This is a genomic window from Clostridioides sp. ES-S-0048-02 (assembly GCF_020658495.1).
GTDB lineage: Bacteria > Bacillota > Clostridia > Peptostreptococcales > Peptostreptococcaceae > Clostridioides.
Genome location: NZ_JACVWH010000006.1, coordinates 90,942 through 109,857, shown reverse-complemented (window position 1 = coordinate 109,857; position 18,916 = coordinate 90,942). Strand labels below are relative to the sequence as shown.

Here is an 18,916-nt window from a genome sequence, read left to right as displayed (position 1 = left end):
TTAAACCCCTCCTAATAAATTTATTCTATATTTATTCAATAACAGCTAATACATCACTTTGTCTTAGTATTGTATACTCTTGTCCTTCTATTTTAACTTCTGTTCCAGAATATTTTTGGAATATAACCTTGTCTCCAACTGCTAATTCCATTTTTACTTCTTTTCCTTCAACTATTCCACCTGGTCCAACTTCTACAACTTCAGCTATTTGAGGTTGCTCTTTAGCTGCTCCTGGTAAAACTATTCCACTTGCAGTTTTTTCTTCTGCTTCCACTTTTTTAATTACTACTCTGTCAGCTAATGGTCTTATTTTCATTATTCACGCCTCCTAAAATATTAAGTATAGACTAGTTTGCCTATGTTTTTAGTTATTTTTAAATTAATACTACTTTTATATGTAGATTTATATATATACTTTTTATTTATTATCACTCTATCTACTAGAGTGCTAACAACTATTATAATATACCAATCACACATAATTTTCAATACCTTTTTTAATAATTTTTTATAATATTGGTGAAAACAATCTGGCTACAGATTCTTTAATTTTTTGTACAATATTTCTGTTCTTGAATACCTCCAAATTAAGTTCTTCACAATGACTTAAATCTTCAAAGAAATCATCTGTCATTACTTTAATAACATCTTCATCATAAATAAAAGCATTTACTTCAAAATTAAGCATGAAACTTCTTAGGTCCATATTTGCTGTACCTGCAGAAGCAATTTTATCATCTATTATTACGACTTTGGAATGTATAAATCCTTTTTTATACAAATAAACTTTACCACCTGCTCTTAATATTTCTTCAAAATATGAATAAGATGCTATATTAACTATTTTGTGGTCTGCAATTTTAGGAAATATTATTCTTACATCTACACCACTAAGCGCAGCACTTTTTATAGCTTTCAGCAGACTCTCATCTGGAATAAAATATGGAGTCTCTATATAAACACTTTGTTTAGCTTGACATATAGCAGAAAAATAAGCATAATGAATGTCTTCCCAATCACTATCTGGTCCACTAGCTACAACTTGTATCATACTCTCACCTACATTTCCGACACTTGGAAAGTAATTTTTAGTAACTAAAACCTCTTTTGTTGTATAGTACCAATCAATCAAAAATGTCATTTGAAGCATATATACAGAAATTCCTTTAATTCTAATATGAGTATCTCTCCAATACCCAAACTTCTCATTTTTTCCTAAATATTCATCTCCTATATTTATTCCACCTGTATATCCAATTATTCCATCAATAACAACAATTTTTCTATGATTCCTATAGTTTAACTTTCCTCCTATTATAGGGAATTTTGTAGGTAAAAAAGCTGCTATTTCTATACCTACTTCTCTCATTTCTCGGAAAAATTTTCTATTAAACCAAAATCTCCAACACCCTACATCATCATATAAAATTCTTATTTTAATACCTTCCTTAGCTTTTTTTATAAGCTCTTCTTTTAACACCCTACCTATTTCACTGTCTTTGATTATAAAGTACTCTAAATGAATATGGTCTTTAGCTTCTCTTATATCTTCTATAAGTCTCTTGAATTTTTCATTTCCATCTACAAAAACATCTACTTTATTGTTCTTAGTAAATGGAAACATCCCAGTCTTTAGTAGCATACTTATGACTCTTTTTCTATAGCTACCATCTTCCTCATCTCTTAAAAGCTTATTTTGCCTTATAGATTCTTTTTCTAGTTCAACAATTTCTGTTATCTTTTCTAATGTATCAAAAAGTTTCTTTTCTTTTATATTATTAGCTAGTTTTTGAGTTTTAAATAATTTTCGTTTTCTAATATTTCTACCCGAAATAGCATATATAATTAACCCTATCCCAGGAAATATGATAAACATCAATAACCAAGACATGGTTTTTGCAGGATCTCTATTTTCAAGTAATATAATTACAGAAATTATGGCTCCAGCTAGATATGATATAATTAAATAGAACAGAAATATTGTGCCTATCACTCCCATAATTCCTTCCCCCTTAAGTCTATTTTCCTATACCCAACTCTCTTGCATAGTAAAATAGATATTGTTGTGCAAACCCAGACATTTCTCCAAATTTATCAATCCCATAAGTTCTCATTTTAGGTAAACTCATATCTTCATTTATGTAGAACTCTTGCATAACTCTCTTAACCCACACATCAACTGGAAAAGAATCATATTTTTGCATACCAAATAACGCAATACAATCACATACCTTTGGACCTACTCCATTAAATTTTAAAAGCTCTTTTCTACAATCATCTGTACTTAAATTTACATATTCAGATACCTTATCATTATTTTCTATAACTGCCTGTGTAGTACTCTTTATGTACTTGTCTCTAAAACCTGTTTGACATGCTCTTATTTCCTCTTGTGAGGCTTTATTTAACTCTTCTGGTGTTGGAAATGCATAGTATTCTTTACCTTCATACTCACCTATGTATTTACCAAAACTTTTTGATAAGTTTTCTATAGCTCTTTGTATCATAGGAATTCTATTATTAGAAGAAATTATGAATGATATAAGCATTTCCCATCCATCTTGTCTCAAAATTCTTATTCCCCATCCAAATTCAGTAGCTTTATTTAAATATTCATCCATACTTTTTAGATTGTTTTTTATTTCTGTATAATCAGTCCCTAAATCAAAGTAATTATACCAAATGCTATTAAACTCCTCTAAATTTGTATTATTTAAATATACTTTATCATCTTCTTTTTTTACATTTAATATTCTACCTTTTGCAACTCCTGTGTATGAGCCATCTTCTTGTTTATGCCATCTAAAACATTGACCACACTCAAATATATGTTTTGGATCAAAATCTGTTACTCCTTCTAGTATAACTACATTATTCTTTTCATAAACATTCATATAAAAAATCTCCTTAATATTTATATTTTTATTTTATTTATCTACTTAAATACTTAACTGTGATATGTGCATTTTTCTTATTTTAACACAAAGATAAGTAATTTCAAAATTTATAATGTTATTATTATGTAAAATAATATTTTACTTTAAATTTTCACTATAAATAAAAAATGAACTCCAATAAGCTTATACCCATCTACACTTATTAGAATTCATTTTTTATTTATATTATCAGTTATTAATAACATATTATTTTGATTAAGTAAATTGATATTATAATCAATACTTCTATTCTATATAAATATTTTTATCAAAACTATCGCTGATATAACTTGTATTGTTCCTACAAATAGACCATATAAAGAAACTGCTTTACCTTGTCTTACTAAGTCTTTTACATTAACTTTTAATCCAATTGCTGCTAGTGCTATTATTTCAAATTTATTACTTATTTCTTTGCACAATACAGATACTTCTTTTGGTATAATATTAATTGAAAAAAGTGCACAAGTTATGAAAAAACCAATTACATACCATGGTATATTTATTTTTTTCTTTTTTATTTCATCTTTTTCTTCTTCAATAATTTCACTGTTAGACTTATTTTTCAAATGTCCAAATACTAAAACAACTACAACTAAGAATATTACTCTCACTATTTTGAAAATAGTTGCTAAATCCTTTACATTTTCCCCAACTATAGCTCCACTTGCCACAACTTGACCAATTGATTGTAATGTTCCACCTATCATTGCTGATGTTTTTACAAGCTCATGACTATATAAGAATTGAGATATTATTGGAAGTAAAAACATAAGAAATATACCAGTAACATTGACAATAGTTATTGCTATTCCTTTTTCTTTGTCTGTAGCATTAACTACTGGAACTGTTGCTGCTATAGCAGAAGAACCACATACTGCATTCCCACTTGCCATAAGAAATCTAAAGTTTTCACCAAAACCTAGCTTTTTACCTATATAAAGTGCTGATACTATTGTTATTGTCATTTGTAATATTATAAACAATATACCTGAAATTTTTAAATCTATTAGAGTAGATATACTAAGGGTTGCTCCTAATAATACTATTGAATATGATAGCAAATCTGTTTCTGAAAATTTATAGCCCCTTTGAAAGACTTTCTGATTTAAAAATAAATTTCCTACAAACATACCTAAAAATATAGAAATTGATGCTGCTCCTACTTTAGGTATTAATGTTGAAATAAATATACTAATATAACCTACTAATACAGATACAACCAACCCAGGTAATATTTCTTTTATATTCTTTAATGTAAAACTGCTTTTATTCTTTAACATAATATACCTACCTTCTAATTAATATAGTTTTCTTTACAATAATAGTATATAATTGTAATAACCATAAGTAAAATAAATATATAATATCGTAATGATTAATAATTTTAATGATTAATGTATATATTACAATTATCTGTAAGTAACTGATAAAAAATACAAAATTTTTATTATGCAAAGGAGATGTAAAAAATTGTTTGAAGAATTAAAAACATTTGTTGCTGTTGTTGAATATAAAAACTTCACCAAAGCTGGTGAATACCTAAATTTATCACAACCAAGTGTAAGTAAACATATTAAAAACTTAGAAAATTACTTTAAGGTTGTACTTATAAATAGATCTATTAAACAGAAAACTATTTTTATTACAGAAAGTGGACAAATATTATATAAAAGAGCCAAGGAAATACTAAATCTTTTAAGTGTTACATATCACGATGTAAATCAGGTTTCAGATGCTATAACTGGGCGTTTAAAGATTGGCGCAAGTTTAACTATTGGAGAATATATTCTTCCTAATTTTCTTGCACTATTTTCTCAAAAGTATCCTGATATAGATGTAGAAATTTTCATAGAAAATACATCCATTGTATCTTCTCATGTTAAGGATTATATTTTAGATATTGGACTTATTGAAGGGACTTGTTCTTCTCCCTCATTTATGCAAGAATATTTTTTTGAAGATAAGATGGTTTTAGCACTTCCGTATAATAGCCCTTTATTAAAAGATTTTAGTTTTGATAAGCTTCAAAATCAAAAATGGATAGTTAGAGAAGACGGTTCTGGAACTAGAGATTATTTAGATATGTTTTTAAGCATTAAGGAAATTATTCCAAAAAGTATGATGGTCTTTGAAAGTAATTATGCTGTCAAAGAATCAGTTAGAAATAATTTAGGAATTACAATAGTATCTAATCTCGTAACAAGCTTACCTGTTTTAAACAACGAACTGTCTGTCATAGAACTTGGAAGCAACTATAACAGACATTTTTCATATATCTTTCCAAAAGATATAACTTTATCAAAAGCAGCAAGTATTTTCATTGAAGAGTTAAAAGTATTTAGTAATTTAAATAGCATAAAAGATTAATATAATTTAAAGCTAACAATAAATTATAAGTTTTTTGAGAATGTTTATAGATTTGTGTAAATATATTTTTTCTTACTCAATATTACTGGAAATTTCTGATTCCAGTAATATTTTTATTCTCAAAATATTAAGTAAGTAATTATTTATAAATTTTTTGTTTCTTTCCTATTCATATTTAATTATTGTTTAAATAAACTTTTCATAAAGAACTGGATAGTATTTTCAATCATGTAACATTATTCAATAACTATATTTTTTAATGTTTCTATTATGTTTTTTTTATATAATCCACCATGACTAAAAACTATTTCCTCTATATCATAGTTACTTAATTTTTTAATAGCTTTTATCAATTCTTGCTTATCACTATGCATTACATCAACTGGTCTAAGTTTACCATCTTTTATCTCTAATAAATCTCCAGCAATAAGTACTTTAGATTTTTTTAAATAAAGACATATATGACCCCTAGTATGACCACCTGTGTGTATAACCTCTACTTCTTCACTTAAATTTAAAACTTCATGATTGTTTAAAGATACATCTACTGTAGTATATGATGACTTAAATCCAAATTTCATAGCATTTAACATATCAAGCATTTTATCATTAAGACTATCTATTTCTTGTTCTAACATGCAAAGTTTAAATGGGGTTTCTTCCCCTGTTATATAGTTGACTTCACTTTTGTATGCATATACCTTTATATCATTTTTAGATTTTTCTCTTAAATATTTTATATTTCCTATATGGTCTATATCATGGTGAGTTATTACTATATTTTTTAATTTATTAAAACTTGTATTACTATTATTAAGAGCATCAATTATTAAATCTCCTTGACCTGGAAGTCCAGTATCAACAAGAGTTACCTCATCTTCTGTATAGATTACTGGAATATATATAACTTTATCTTTGCCTAATATACTTGATGGAATTTCTAAAATATCTAATCCTTTTTTTAAATTCATAATATTTCTCCTTATAAGTATTGAACTAGAGGTAAATTTAATCAAAAAAATTAAAAAACATAGATTGTCCTCTAGTTACATTATATTTATCAAAAACTATTAAAACCTAGTATATCACTGAAATAGAGAGATTACTCGACTTGATTTTTTTGTTATTTTATGATATAGTATTTAATATAAAAATAAGTAATCCCAATAGTTGTAGCTATTAAAAATATTTTTTAATTCGCATTTGATATATTCATTATTTAAGTTAACATAAAAAAATATTCTACAAGCCTTTTATGACTTTTAGAATCCTTTTTATATTGTAACCTATCCTCAATAAATAGTTATCCCTTTTCTTACTTCCTATTCAATTACAAAATTTATTTATAACATTGGTGCAATAATACCAGCTACCACTATAGAAATCATACCACCAACTACTAGCTTAGGCATTATTTTAGACATCAAATATGTTCTTTCTTCTTCTGTTTCTCCAATAGCATTACATACTTCATTTGAAATCAAATATGTTGTTGGGAATCCTAACATCTGACAGAATCCTACTCCAAAAGCAAGAGGTTTAGAACCAATGATTTTCCAACCTGGAAGCACCTTCATCATAAGGAATATACCAATAATAGAAACTGCAAACATACCTACAATTGGTACAAAAAGACTGATTAAATCTGTCAAAGAAACTTTTGCTAAAGAAGGAATAACAGCTGCGAACACAACCATGTTGATAAAACCTTTGATTTTTACTTTTGCTTCATGATACTCTACTAAAAGACAGTTTGCTTCCATTTTTACCAATTATGTCTACTAAAAAAGCTGTAGATAAATTTGTTTTGCACAGATTTACTTACAGCCTCAATTTTTTCTAAAAATTTTCTAAAATCTACTTTCAATTACTTTTATCATATAAAAAAAAGTCTGATTTATAGGAGTTGGTATGTTATACTTTCTTCCAAGCTCACAAATATTCTTAGAGAACATATCTACTTCTGTAAGTCTATGAGCCTCTACATCCTGAAGCATTGATGTTCTACCTTCTCTTGAATGTTCTAGTATTCTATGTAATGAATTTTCTACATCATCTTCTGTAAGGCATATACCTTTTACTCGAGCTATATCAACCACTTCTCTCATTGCAGATTTTGCTAACTCTCTTAGATATTCAGAATCTTGAAATACTCCATAAGAAGCGCCAAGTATAGCTGAAGTTTGATTCACCCCAATATTAACCATGTATTTCCACCACATGTCTCGTTGAATATTTTTTGATAATACATATTCTATATTTACACTATCAAAAACTTCAGTTATTATATCTGTTTTTCTATCTTCACTATTATCTTTATTTCCAAATACAATTATTCCATCTGTAGTATGTATAATATTATTTTCTATTTTTTTTGCATCTATATTTGTTACATATGAATATACCATTTTTTCAATTCCAAATCTTTCTCCTATTATCTCTTCACTATTAACTCCATTTAGTAAAGACATTAGTACTGTATCTTTTCCAACTAATCCATCTAACTCTTCTATATTTTCTTTTAGGTTATTATATTTTAAACCTATAATTATAAAATCAGCTTCTTGTTTATATTCATCTTTAGTTATATAATCGAAGTCATATCTTTTTCCATTTATTATAAAACCCTCTTCTAAATATCTTTTTTTTCTTTTTTGGTCACAAAGAATTTTAAAATCATATTTAGAATTTAAAAATTGTTCTGCAAAGGTAGCTCCAACAGCACCAACACCAAAAAATACAACCTTTTTTTGATTTTTCTTTAATTGATTACTCATACCGAAACCCTCCCCAATATATATAATAATTTTTTATCTTATAATTATATTGTACTGCTACCAGCTACTGTTTTGTAAATATATTTTTAACAAAAAACAGCTAGCTTTTTAAATGAAAGCTAGCTGTTTATTATATCTTATTTATATATTTAAATTGATATTTATTTAGTAAAAAAATTTGTATTTACTAAAATAATGTTAAATTTAATTAATTGGTTATTACATTCCTAATTCTTTAAATTCTCTACTTCCAGGTTTAACAACTGGTAATTTTCCTTCTTTACATAAAGGACATTCATCAGCTTCATAAACTTGAATATCAAGTTTTATTGCACTATATATAGGCATACCTATGTCATGATTAGTTCTATCAGCTATACAAGCGACACCTATAACTTCGCCACCTAACGCTTCTAATACTCTTTTTGTTTCCATAGTTGACTTACCAGTAGTAACAACATCTTCAGCAATTATTATCTTTGCACCTTTTTTAACTTCAAATCCTCTTCTTAACTCCATTGTATTATCTTTTCTCTCAGTGAATATAGCTTCTTTTCCTAATTGTCTTCCTAGCTCATAAGAAACTACTACTCCACCCATAGCTGGACCAACTACTAAGTCTATATCTAAATCTTTTATTTGTTCAACAACTGTATTTAATACCTCAGCTGCATACTCTGGAAATCTTAATAGCTTTGCACATTGCACATATCTGTTACTGTGCTTTCCTGAAGATAATAAAAAATGTCCTTCTAATAATGCATCACTTTTCTTTAATATATCTACTACATCTACTTTACTCATATTATTTTTTCCTCCATGTTAAATATTATAAAATTATATTTATTTTAATTTATATTCTTTGCTTTAATTGTACTTATTTGTCATACCTGTAACCTATATAATTCCTCTTATTTCTTCTAAATTCTTTATTCCTTCTCTATCCATAAATTCATTGATTCCATCTATTATCTCAAGCCCAATTTTAGGATTCATGAAATTTGCAGTTCCAACTTGAATACAAGTAGCTCCTGCCATTATAAATTCTATCGCATCTGTAGCTTTAGTTATTCCACCCATTCCCATTACTGGTATATTTACATTTTTACAAACTTCATGTACCATTCTAAGAGCTATAGGCTTTATAGCTGGTCCAGATAATCCAGCATATACATTTTCAAATACTGGCTTTCTATTTTTTATATCAATTGACATTGCTTTAAAAGTATTAACTAAAGATACTCCATCAGCACCTTCTTCTTCACAAACTTTTGCCATACCCACAATATCTTCAGCATTAGGTGATAATTTTATTACTAGAGGTAGTTTAGTTGCGTTTCTTACCTCACGAACAACTTCTCTTGCCACTTCATTTTTTATACCAAAAGCCATTCCTCCTGCTTTGACATTTGGACAAGATATGTTCAATTCAATAATATCTATAGGTTTATCATTTAACAGCTTAACCCCAAGTAGATAATCTTCTAATGTTCCACCTCCAACATTAGCAATTCTAACTAAATCTAACTCACTGAAGAAAGGAAGTTCACTGTCTATAAATCCTTGAACTCCAGGATTTTCAAGTCCAACACTGTTCATCATACCTGATGGTGTCTCATGAACTCTCATACCATTGTTACCAGGTTTTTTATTTAAAGTAAGACCTTTACTACTTATACCACCAAGTTTTTGTATATCATAAATTTCATTATATTCTCTTCCAAATCCAAAAGTCCCAGACGCCATTATTACTGGATTTTTAAAATCAATATTTCCAAATTTTACGTTTAAATTAGCCATTAAAAATCACGTCCTCTCCCCAAAATACTGGACCGTCTTTGCAAGTTTTTTTATTTCCTTTAGTAGTCTTACATGTACATACTAAACACGCTCCTACTCCACATGCCATATGATTTTCAAGTGACACCATAATCCTTGTTTTAGTACCTTCTACCATTTTAACCAATTTTTCCATCATTGGAGTTGGCCCACATGTTAATATATAGTCATATTTTTCTACATCAATTATGTCTGTTACAAACTTATTTCCTACTGTTGTATATACCTCATTGCAAACTTCTCTATATTCATTTTCTAATATAACATCTTCTCTAAATCCAAGATAAGCATCGCAGTCTTTTATGTTTTTAGCAACTAAATATAATGGTGCTATACCGATTCCACCACCTACTAGAGCTACTTTTCCATCAACTTTACTATATCCATTTCCATAAGGACCCTCTAGTTTTATAGTATCGTTTACTTTTAGATTACTAATAATTTGAGTTCCTTCTCCTACTACTTTATAAAGAAAAGTTATACCTTCTTCATCTATATCATGTATACTTATAGGTCTTGAAAGGACTGGATAAGTATCCCATGCTCTTAGCATATAAAATTGCCCCATCTTACCTTCAAAAGCGCCTTTTACTTTCATTCTATACATATCTTCACCTATGTATATATTTTCTAGAATTTTATACATCCCAAAATCTCCTTTACTTCACTATTATATAATGTAACTACTAACCTTCATTTACACCTAGAAGCTTTATTATTAATGCCATTCTAACGAACATTCCATATTTAGCTTGCTTAAAATAAACAGCTCTATCATCTGTATCTACATCAACATCTATTTCATTTACTCTTGGTAGTGGATGCATTACTAACATACTTTCAGATGCTTTTTCTAATTTAGCTTTATTTAAAATATAATAGTTTTTTAGTCTTTCGTATTCTGATTTATCTTCAAATCTTTCTTGTTGAATTCTAGTCATATATAAAACATCCAAACTTCCTATAACATCATCTAAATTATTAGTTTCATAGTAAGCATGTCCCTTTATAGCTTCTTTTATATAGTCTGGCATTTTTAGTTCTTCAGGTGCTATAAATACAAACTTAGTATTTTTGTATCTCGCCATAGCCTTAACTAAAGAATGTACAGTTCTTCCATATTTTAAATCACCACATAATCCTATTGTGTGATTTTCTAAAGTTCCTTTTAATGATTTTATAGTAAGTAAATCTGTAAGTGTTTGGGTTGGATGCTGATTTCCGCCATCTCCTGCATTTATAAATGGTACTTCTGTAAATTTTGATGCTTCTGTAGCTGCACCTGATTGAGGGTGTCTCATAGCTATTATATCAACATAACTAGATACTATCCTCATCGTATCACCTAAAGTTTCACCCTTTGATGCAGATGATGAATTTGGCTCTGAAAAACCTACGACACGACCTCCTAGTCTGTTCATAGCAGATTCAAAACTTAATCTTGTTCTTGTTGATGGTTCATAAAATAATGTAGCTAATAGTTTACCTTCACATATATGAGAATATTTTGACGGATTGTCAATTATTTTTTGAGCTAATTCTAATATTTCATCTATTTCTTCTATAGAAAAGTCTTCTGGTTGGATTAAATTTCTTGATTTTAACATCTTTCGTCCTCCTTTTTTAGCCTCTCTGAACTAAAATTAAAAGTATTTTTGTACTGTTAGTAGCTTATCACCTTTACCTTATCCTGTCAAGGTATTGCGCAAATAATCATTATCTGGAAAGAATACTATTTAATAGTAATATTAATATAAATCCACATCAAAATTTAAGATAATACAAAAACACTCTATATTGCATTTAACATATAATCATTTTATATTTCCTGATTAAATTAAATATAATATAGAGCATTTGTATTTATGTATTTATCAATTTGTTATAGTACAAATAGATTATAAGATTCTTTTTGCTGTAACAAATCTCGCTGTATAGTATGCTGAATTTATACTAGTTACACGAACTGTTTTTCCTGTTGATGGTGAATGTATCATATTACCTCCACCTACATATATACCAACATGACTAACAGAACCAGAACCATTAGTTGTAAAGAATACTAAGTCTCCTGGCTGTAAATTTGCCTTACTTACAGTTTGTCCATAATTAGATTGTGCCTTAGATGTTCTTGGTATCTTCTTTCCTACTGCATTTCTGTACACATATTGTGTAAATCCTGAACAGTCAAAAGTATTTGGCCCTTCTGCTCCCCAAACATATGGGCAACCTTGCTTAGAATAAGCCAAATTAAGTACAGCTTGAACTGCATTAGAGTTAGCTGTTGGCACATTTGAATTATTATTTTGTTGATTATTATTTGTGTTGTTTTGTTGAGTGTTATTTGTGTTTGTAGAATCTCCATTTTGAGTAACATTTTGATCTACTTGCGGTTCTTCTATTACTGGAGCTTTATCAGTTACATAAGATGATTTTACATATCCTTCTGTTTCTCCATCTTTAACTTTCAACCAATCTCCATTTTCCTCTAAAACCAATAAAGAGCTTCCTTTTTCTAGTTCTCCAATTACTTCTGAATTTTCACTTTTATCTTTTCTTAAGTTTACTTTATCAGCGTTAGTGTATCCTACCCCTTCAGATATATCTACATATCTAGTAGCTAACCAACCTTCGCCATCTTCAACTTTAACTTTAACCCATTCTCCTTGAATTCCTAGAACTGTAAATTCATCTCCAGAATAAGCTATATTTTGAACTTGACCTTCTTCTCTTATCTTTATAGCTACTCCATCTTTTATTCTTGCAACTTTATATTTTACTTCTTTATATTCGCCTAAATTTAATTCAGTATTTGTTTTATCATCTTTATTTTGAGATGAATCATTTATTTCATCTGCATTTACAATTGAACTTACTGATAATGCCATAACTGATGCAAATACTGGTATTAATATCTTTTTCTTCACGATAAACCTCCTAAAATTTTCCCATAATTATCTTATGATTCTATTTTGTAGGTGAAGAGTACCTAAGGATAAAATACTAATACACAATACATTAATAAAAGCTCTATCTGTAACTTTTTTGTAAACCTCTTTATATAACTTTTATAGTATCATTATATTAATAAATAATAATTAATTAGTTTATCCAATATGTCACCTAAATATACATTATTTACTTCATTATATAATATGAGTTTGTAAAAGTAAAGAATTTTGTACCTTTTGAAGCTAAAGTACGCATAAATATTGTTTTATGTGTTTTTTTGTGCGTTTTTATGCATCGTATATTTTTTAATAAAACTTCTATAAAGTTAGAAATATAGTGAATTTTTTAACTTATTCTAAGTAAAAAGTCACTTATATAAAAGTGACTTTTTGATTATAATTTGTTTTAAATTTGATTATGGTTTTAATTTATTATAGAATTTTATATGAACTTCTATTTTATCAGAATCTTTTGGAATCTTCCCTAAATTCTCACAGTTTTCTTTATGCTCTTTTCTAACCTTTTCAGGAGCATCTGCATATGTAAATGATACAAATCCAATGATTGCTCTATTAGTAGTTTCTGAATAGTATACTTCTTCAGGTAATACATTTAAATTAGTAATACTAGTTGAATTGACCTTTAAAAAAGTAATAGAAGATAATAAACATAAAATTAATGCCATCAAAATACCATTTTTATATTTTTCATTAAACATATTCATTACTCTTTTTCTAATATCAGATTGTTTATGTAATCCAGCCACAAATTTATTTGAAATGTTTGAACCTCTTCTCATTGCATTTATAATTGTTAGAGCATAATCTTGTTTTTCTTCTTCACTACGATTCTTTAAAACTCTTTCATCACAATAAAGTTCACAATCTAAATCTATATGTTTGTCCATTATATATACAAATGGATTAAACCAATATACTATTTTCAAAAATATCATTACATACTTTAGACAAAGGTCTTTACTCCTGAAATGCATAAGTTCATGCCTAAAAATCCAATCAAGTTCTTTTAGCTTATAGTCATGTGGTGGTAAAAGTACACATGAATCAAAAAATGCTGGTGTTTCAACTTCATAAGAATATTTTAATTTTATATCTTTTGTTATATCAAATTCTTTTAATATATCTTTATAAAGATTTATTATTTCTTTATCCTCAACATCATAAGATAAATCATTTATTAAATTTTTAAGTTTTAGGTATTTAAATATAGTATAAATTAAATATATTACTACAGTTATAAGCCAAGTATATAAAAAAATATTATTCTTTAAATTTGAAACATTATTAAAGCCTTCTAAATTTATGTTATTAATATTGATATTTTCTTTGCTTCTCAAGATATTTATTGTAAAGGTATAGTATGTAAAAGGTAACAACAGCTTAATAACTATTATCATCCATATGTAATAATTAAATTTTTTACTAAATCTTTTGAATACATTTTTCTTAAAAACCAATATCAGAAAAACACTTAAGCTACTTACTATAGTAGTTCTAAAAATCCCATTTAGAATTAAGTTAGTCATTAATTCTCACCCATCTTATTTTTTAATATTTTATATTTAAGTTTAATTATTTGTTAAATTTTTCATAAAATGTTTTTAAATTTTCAATTTAAATGTTTATTTAATAAAATTATTTTAATATTTATATACATTTAATATTATATTAAATATATATTATTTCTTGTTTTTATTAGATATTCTTTACTCTTTAATATATCTATTTCTTATTGTTTTGAATTATCATAAGTTATAATAATAAATAATCTTTGTTTAATTATAACTTAGCAATAATTAGCTCACAATTTTCATTAGTTAATTAAAATAATTATCTACAAATTTTATTTTTGATGTTGTATCATAATATTATAAATAACAGATGAAAAATGGCTTAAATAATTTTGATTCATCTAATTTTTAATGGTTGTACACAATACAACTTTTTTATACCTTAAATAATTATATTTTATTATTTGATATGGATAAATTCCTATACCCATATCATAATTGAGCATCTATAAGAAGATTTGATTGATAACTCTAGACAATTTAACTATTTCATTAATACATCATTATATTGTATGGGGATATCTATAATATCAGAATCTTTAGGAATCATGCCCAATGCTTCACAATTTTTTTTATATCTTTCTCTAACTTTTTCAGGAGCATCTGCATATGTAAATGGTAAAGTTAAAACTACTGTACTACCAATAATTTGTGTTTCTTCCATATTTTTAGGTAATACATTTAAATTAACAATACTGGTTGAACTAAGCTTTAAAAAAGTAATAGAAGATAATAAGCATAAAGTTAATGCCATTAGAATACCATTTTTATATTTTTCATTAAACATATTCATTACTCTTTTTCTAATATCAGATTGTTTATGTAATCCAGCCACAAATTTATTTGAAATGTTTGAACCTCTTCTCATTGCATTTATAATTGTTAGAGCATAATCTTGTTTTTCTTCTTCACTACGATTCTTTAAAACTCTTTCATCACAATAAAGTTCACAATCTAAATCTATATGTTTGTCCATTATATATACAAATGGATTAAACCAATATACTATTTTCAAAAATATCATTACATACTTTAGACAAAGGTCTTTACTCCTGAAATGCATAAGTTCATGCCTAAAAATCCAATCAAGTTCTTTTAGCTTATAGTCATGTGGTGGTAAAAGTACACATGAATCAAAAAATGCTGGTGTTTCAACTTCATAAGAATATTTTAATTTTATATCTTTTGTTATATTAAATTCTTTTAATATATCTTTATAAAGATTTATTACTTCTTCATCCTCAACATCATAGGATAAATCATTTATTAAGTTTTTAAGTTTTATGTATTTAAAGATATTATAAATTAAATATATTACTACAGTTATAAGCCAAGCATACAATAAGATGCTATTCTTTAAAGTTGAAATATTATTGAATCCCTCTAAATTAATATTATTAATATTGATATTTTCTTTGCTTCTCAAGATGTTTATTGTAAAGGTATAGTATGTAAAGGGCAATAACAGCTTAATAACAACTATCATCCATATGTAATAATTAAATTTTTTACTAAATCTTTTAAATACATTTTTCTTGAAAATCAATATCAGAAGAATACTTAAACTACTTACTATAACAGTTCTAAAAATACCATTTAGAATTGAATTAACCATATATTTTCACCTAACTTATTTATTAGTATTTTGTATTTGAATTTAATTAGCTCTCTAAGTTCTTTCTATGACTTTTTATGTAATAATAAATGTCCATCTTACTTCAATGTGTATTGATTATATATAAACATGGAGATTTAACTAAAGTTAAACTAGTTTTTGATTTCCTTTACAAAACCTCTTTTATTTAAATCATATTTATTTTAGAAATATATTTATTTTTATTTAATATTTTTTCAATTAAGTTTATAAAACTATTTTTATTTAATTATAGCTTATTCATAATTAGCACGTCAATTGACAAGAATTAGTTTAAGTCATAAATATAGACTCTATCTAAAACCCATTAATATTACATTGTAAATGTTTTGAAAGTAAATAATTTTAATTGCATCAACTTTAGTTTTATTGCTTCTAATTGTATTTAATTTTTTTCATAAGTTACATTAATATGTTCTACAAAATAAAAAATGACCCAAATCACTTTGAGTCATATAACTTTTAAGGACTGTACATAGTACAGCCCTTTTTATATATTAAATAATTATATCCTATTATTTATTAAGAGTAAATTCTAGTACCATCCTCTTAATTTCATAGCTTCAGCAACTCTCTTAATTGAATGCATATAAGCAGCTTCTCTCATTGTAACATTGTACTCTTCTTTGATTTTCCAAATAGATTCAAATGCTTTAACCATAGCTACTTCTTCTTTTTGCTCTACTTCTTCTTCTGACCAGTAGTATCCATATAAGTTTTGTACCCACTCGAAGTAAGAAACTGTAACTCCACCAGCATTAGTTAATATGTCTGGAGTAAGAACTATTCCTCTTTCAGCAAATACTTCATCAGCTTCTGGAGTAGTTGGTCCATTAGCAGCTTCACAAACTAATTTAGCTTTTATAGATTCAGCAACTTCTTTAGTTATAGAGTTTTCTAATGCAGCTGGGATTACTATATCAACATCTGAAGCCCAGAACTCTTCTAAAGATATTCTCTTAGCTCCTGGGAAGTTTAATAAGTTACCATGCTCTTTCATATGATCTAACATAGCTTGACCATCTAAACCATTTTCATTGTATATAGCATAAGAACCTTCTGATTTACACCATTCAGCCATAGCTACAACAGTACCACCAAGTTTTTCACAGTTAAGAACTGTGTAAGAACCAACGTTTCCTATACCTTGAACAGCTAATTTAGCTTTTTTCATATCTATTCCTAATTTAGCAGCAGCTTCTCTTGCAGTTACAGCAACACCAAATCCAGTAGCAGCTGTTCTTCCTAAAGAACCACCAAATTCAACTGGTTTACCAGTTAAAACACCTATAGCACTTTGTCCAGTTAATTTATTATATTCATCAACCATCCAAGACATTATTTGTCCATTAGTGTTTACGTCTGGTGCAGGAACGTCAACTTTTTCACCTATTAATTTATATATTCCATCTATGTATCCTCTACTTAATCTTTCTAATTCACCTTGAGATAAAGTTGATGGATCTACTATTATTCCACCTTTACCTCCACCATATGGTATACCTGTTACAGAACATTTGAAAGTCATCCATATAGATAAAGCTTTTACTTCGTCTCTTGAAACATTTGGATGGAATCTTATTCCACCTTTTGTTGGCCCTACTGCATCATTATGTTGTGATCTAAATCCTTTAAAAGTTTTTATAGAACCGTCATCCATTTTTACTGGAATTGAAACCTCAATAACTCTCATAGGTTCTTTTAATAATTCATAAACTGCTGGTTCCATACCTAATTTATCACATGCATTTTTTACTTGAGATTGCGCCATCTCGAAGACATTTACATCTTTTCCTGACATTTGAAAGCCCCCTTATAAATACGTTATAATTATGTATACTCCATTTAGAAAAACCATTTCCTAAATTTACAGTTTAATTATAGCACACTTTATTGCAAATTAGTATATCATTTTTTCAGTTTATTTTTTAACATGGGAGGAAGTTTATTTTTTTAATTTTATGAATGTTAATATCTATTTTTTGTACATTAACTAAAGTCATTCTCTCAATAGACTTTTTTATTATCTGTTGCATACTTTCAATTTTTTTTATAATTTCTAAATCATTGATATTTATACTTACAAAAATATTCATAAAATTATTGCAATTCTCTATATTGATTTTATTTATTCTATCAATGCTTCCAAAGTTGTACACTTCATATTCAATTATTTGTTTAATTACATCTGCATCAATATAAACTTTGCCAATATAACTAAAAGTAGGTCTTATAATTGTCTTTTCTAAAACGACCATATTTATATTATTTCCTTTTCTAAAAAGCCTTTTTAATGGATTTATACTAAGACCACTTGTCATATTTTTTATTTCAACTGCTGGAACAGGAATTACATGATTTCCTTCTTTTCTAGATTGTTTTGCTATTTCTATTTCATATTTAGTACTTATATCTTGAATATTTATAAATTTATAAACTTTTCCGATTGATAATCTATCTACAATCTGATTAATCATTTTTTTTGAAGTTCCTATAACAAGAATCTTATTTATATTTTCCTTCTCTATTACCTCTCTAACCTTCTGCCGATGTTCTAAATTATAAAAAATAGCTCTTTTAACTGCCTCAACAGTAGTCTTTGCTTGTTTTGCTGATATACCTTCTAAAACTTTATTTCTATATATTAAAATACCATCATCAATTATATAATCTATGTCATTTTCATATGCAAACTCTAGTGCCTTATAACTTTTTCCTGTACCACTTGACCCAACTAAAGCATATACTTCCATTTGATATCTCCTTTATTAAATAGTTTCAGACTAATTGCTTCAAA

Annotated in this window: 17 protein-coding genes; 1 reads left to right on the top strand and 16 read right to left on the bottom strand. The window is 27.0% G+C overall.

Annotated features, from left to right (window positions below; all coding sequences use genetic code 11):
• Positions 1–31: 31 nt before the first annotated feature.
• The 4 genes from groES to IC173_RS10195 form a co-directional block, all read right to left on the bottom strand.
• Positions 32–316 (bottom strand): co-chaperone GroES, encoded by a 285-nt coding sequence (gene groES, locus IC173_RS10210; RefSeq protein WP_227434618.1) that lies wholly within the window; start codon positions 314–316, stop codon positions 32–34.
• 192 nt (positions 317–508) lie between these two features.
• A complete protein-coding gene (gene cls / locus IC173_RS10205) occupies positions 509–1,999 on the bottom strand; it encodes a cardiolipin synthase (protein WP_227855499.1) in 1,491 nt (496 codons plus the stop codon).
• Positions 2,000–2,018: 19 nt separating this feature from the next.
• Positions 2,019–2,894, bottom strand: a complete 876-nt coding sequence (locus IC173_RS10200) for a DNA glycosylase (RefSeq protein WP_227434616.1) — start codon at positions 2,892–2,894, stop codon at positions 2,019–2,021.
• 293 nt (positions 2,895–3,187) lie between these two features.
• Positions 3,188–4,219 (bottom strand): YeiH family protein, encoded by a 1,032-nt coding sequence (locus IC173_RS10195; protein WP_227434615.1) that lies wholly within the window; start codon positions 4,217–4,219, stop codon positions 3,188–3,190.
• Positions 4,220–4,409: 190 nt separating this feature from the next.
• Between IC173_RS10195 and IC173_RS10190 the strand changes: the two genes are divergently transcribed.
• The gene (locus tag IC173_RS10190; RefSeq protein ID WP_227855498.1) at positions 4,410–5,306 is read left to right on the top strand and encodes a LysR family transcriptional regulator; all 897 of its coding nucleotides are present in this window, start codon (positions 4,410–4,412) and stop codon (positions 5,304–5,306) included.
• Positions 5,307–5,542: 236 nt separating this feature from the next.
• Here the strand turns inward: IC173_RS10190 and IC173_RS10185 are convergent, their stop codons facing one another.
• The 12 genes from IC173_RS10185 to IC173_RS10130 form a co-directional block, all read right to left on the bottom strand.
• Positions 5,543–6,277 carry an MBL fold metallo-hydrolase gene (locus tag IC173_RS10185; protein ID WP_227434613.1) on the bottom strand — a complete coding sequence of 245 codons (735 nt, stop codon included), beginning with the start codon at positions 6,275–6,277 and terminating at the stop codon, positions 5,543–5,545.
• A 372-nt stretch (positions 6,278–6,649) separates the two neighbouring features.
• Positions 6,650–7,069 (bottom strand): hypothetical protein, encoded by a 420-nt coding sequence (locus IC173_RS10180; protein WP_227855497.1) that lies wholly within the window; start codon positions 7,067–7,069, stop codon positions 6,650–6,652.
• Positions 7,070–7,156: 87 nt separating this feature from the next.
• A complete protein-coding gene (locus tag IC173_RS10175) occupies positions 7,157–8,083 on the bottom strand; it encodes a ketopantoate reductase family protein (protein ID WP_227434611.1) in 927 nt (308 codons plus the stop codon).
• A 219-nt stretch (positions 8,084–8,302) separates the two neighbouring features.
• Positions 8,303–8,887, bottom strand: coding sequence for an orotate phosphoribosyltransferase (pyrE, locus tag IC173_RS10170; RefSeq protein WP_227434610.1), 585 nt, complete (start codon positions 8,885–8,887; stop codon positions 8,303–8,305).
• 93 nt (positions 8,888–8,980) lie between these two features.
• A complete protein-coding gene (locus IC173_RS10165; RefSeq protein WP_227855496.1) occupies positions 8,981–9,883 on the bottom strand; it encodes a dihydroorotate dehydrogenase in 903 nt (300 codons plus the stop codon).
• A complete protein-coding gene (locus IC173_RS10160; protein ID WP_227434608.1) occupies positions 9,876–10,568 on the bottom strand; it encodes a dihydroorotate dehydrogenase electron transfer subunit in 693 nt (230 codons plus the stop codon). The genes IC173_RS10165 and IC173_RS10160 overlap by 8 nt, the downstream gene beginning before the upstream one ends.
• Positions 10,569–10,608: 40 nt before the next feature.
• Positions 10,609–11,529, bottom strand: coding sequence for an aspartate carbamoyltransferase (gene pyrB / locus IC173_RS10155; protein ID WP_227434607.1), 921 nt, complete (start codon positions 11,527–11,529; stop codon positions 10,609–10,611).
• Between the two features lie 291 nt (positions 11,530–11,820).
• Positions 11,821–12,849, bottom strand: a complete 1,029-nt coding sequence (locus IC173_RS10150; protein WP_227483535.1) for an NlpC/P60 family protein — start codon at positions 12,847–12,849, stop codon at positions 11,821–11,823.
• Between the two features lie 440 nt (positions 12,850–13,289).
• Entirely contained in the window at positions 13,290–14,420 is a 1,131-nt protein-coding gene (locus IC173_RS10145) for a M56 family metallopeptidase (RefSeq protein WP_227855495.1), read from the bottom strand.
• A 529-nt stretch (positions 14,421–14,949) separates the two neighbouring features.
• The gene (locus tag IC173_RS10140) at positions 14,950–16,080 is read right to left on the bottom strand and encodes a M56 family metallopeptidase (protein WP_227855494.1); all 1,131 of its coding nucleotides are present in this window, start codon (positions 16,078–16,080) and stop codon (positions 14,950–14,952) included.
• A 574-nt stretch (positions 16,081–16,654) separates the two neighbouring features.
• Positions 16,655–17,920, bottom strand: coding sequence for a Glu/Leu/Phe/Val family dehydrogenase (gene gluD, locus IC173_RS10135; RefSeq protein WP_227434603.1), 1,266 nt, complete (start codon positions 17,918–17,920; stop codon positions 16,655–16,657).
• 127 nt (positions 17,921–18,047) lie between these two features.
• Positions 18,048–18,872, bottom strand: a complete 825-nt coding sequence (locus tag IC173_RS10130) for an ATP-binding protein (RefSeq protein WP_227483537.1) — start codon at positions 18,870–18,872, stop codon at positions 18,048–18,050.
• Positions 18,873–18,916: the final 44 nt, after the last annotated feature.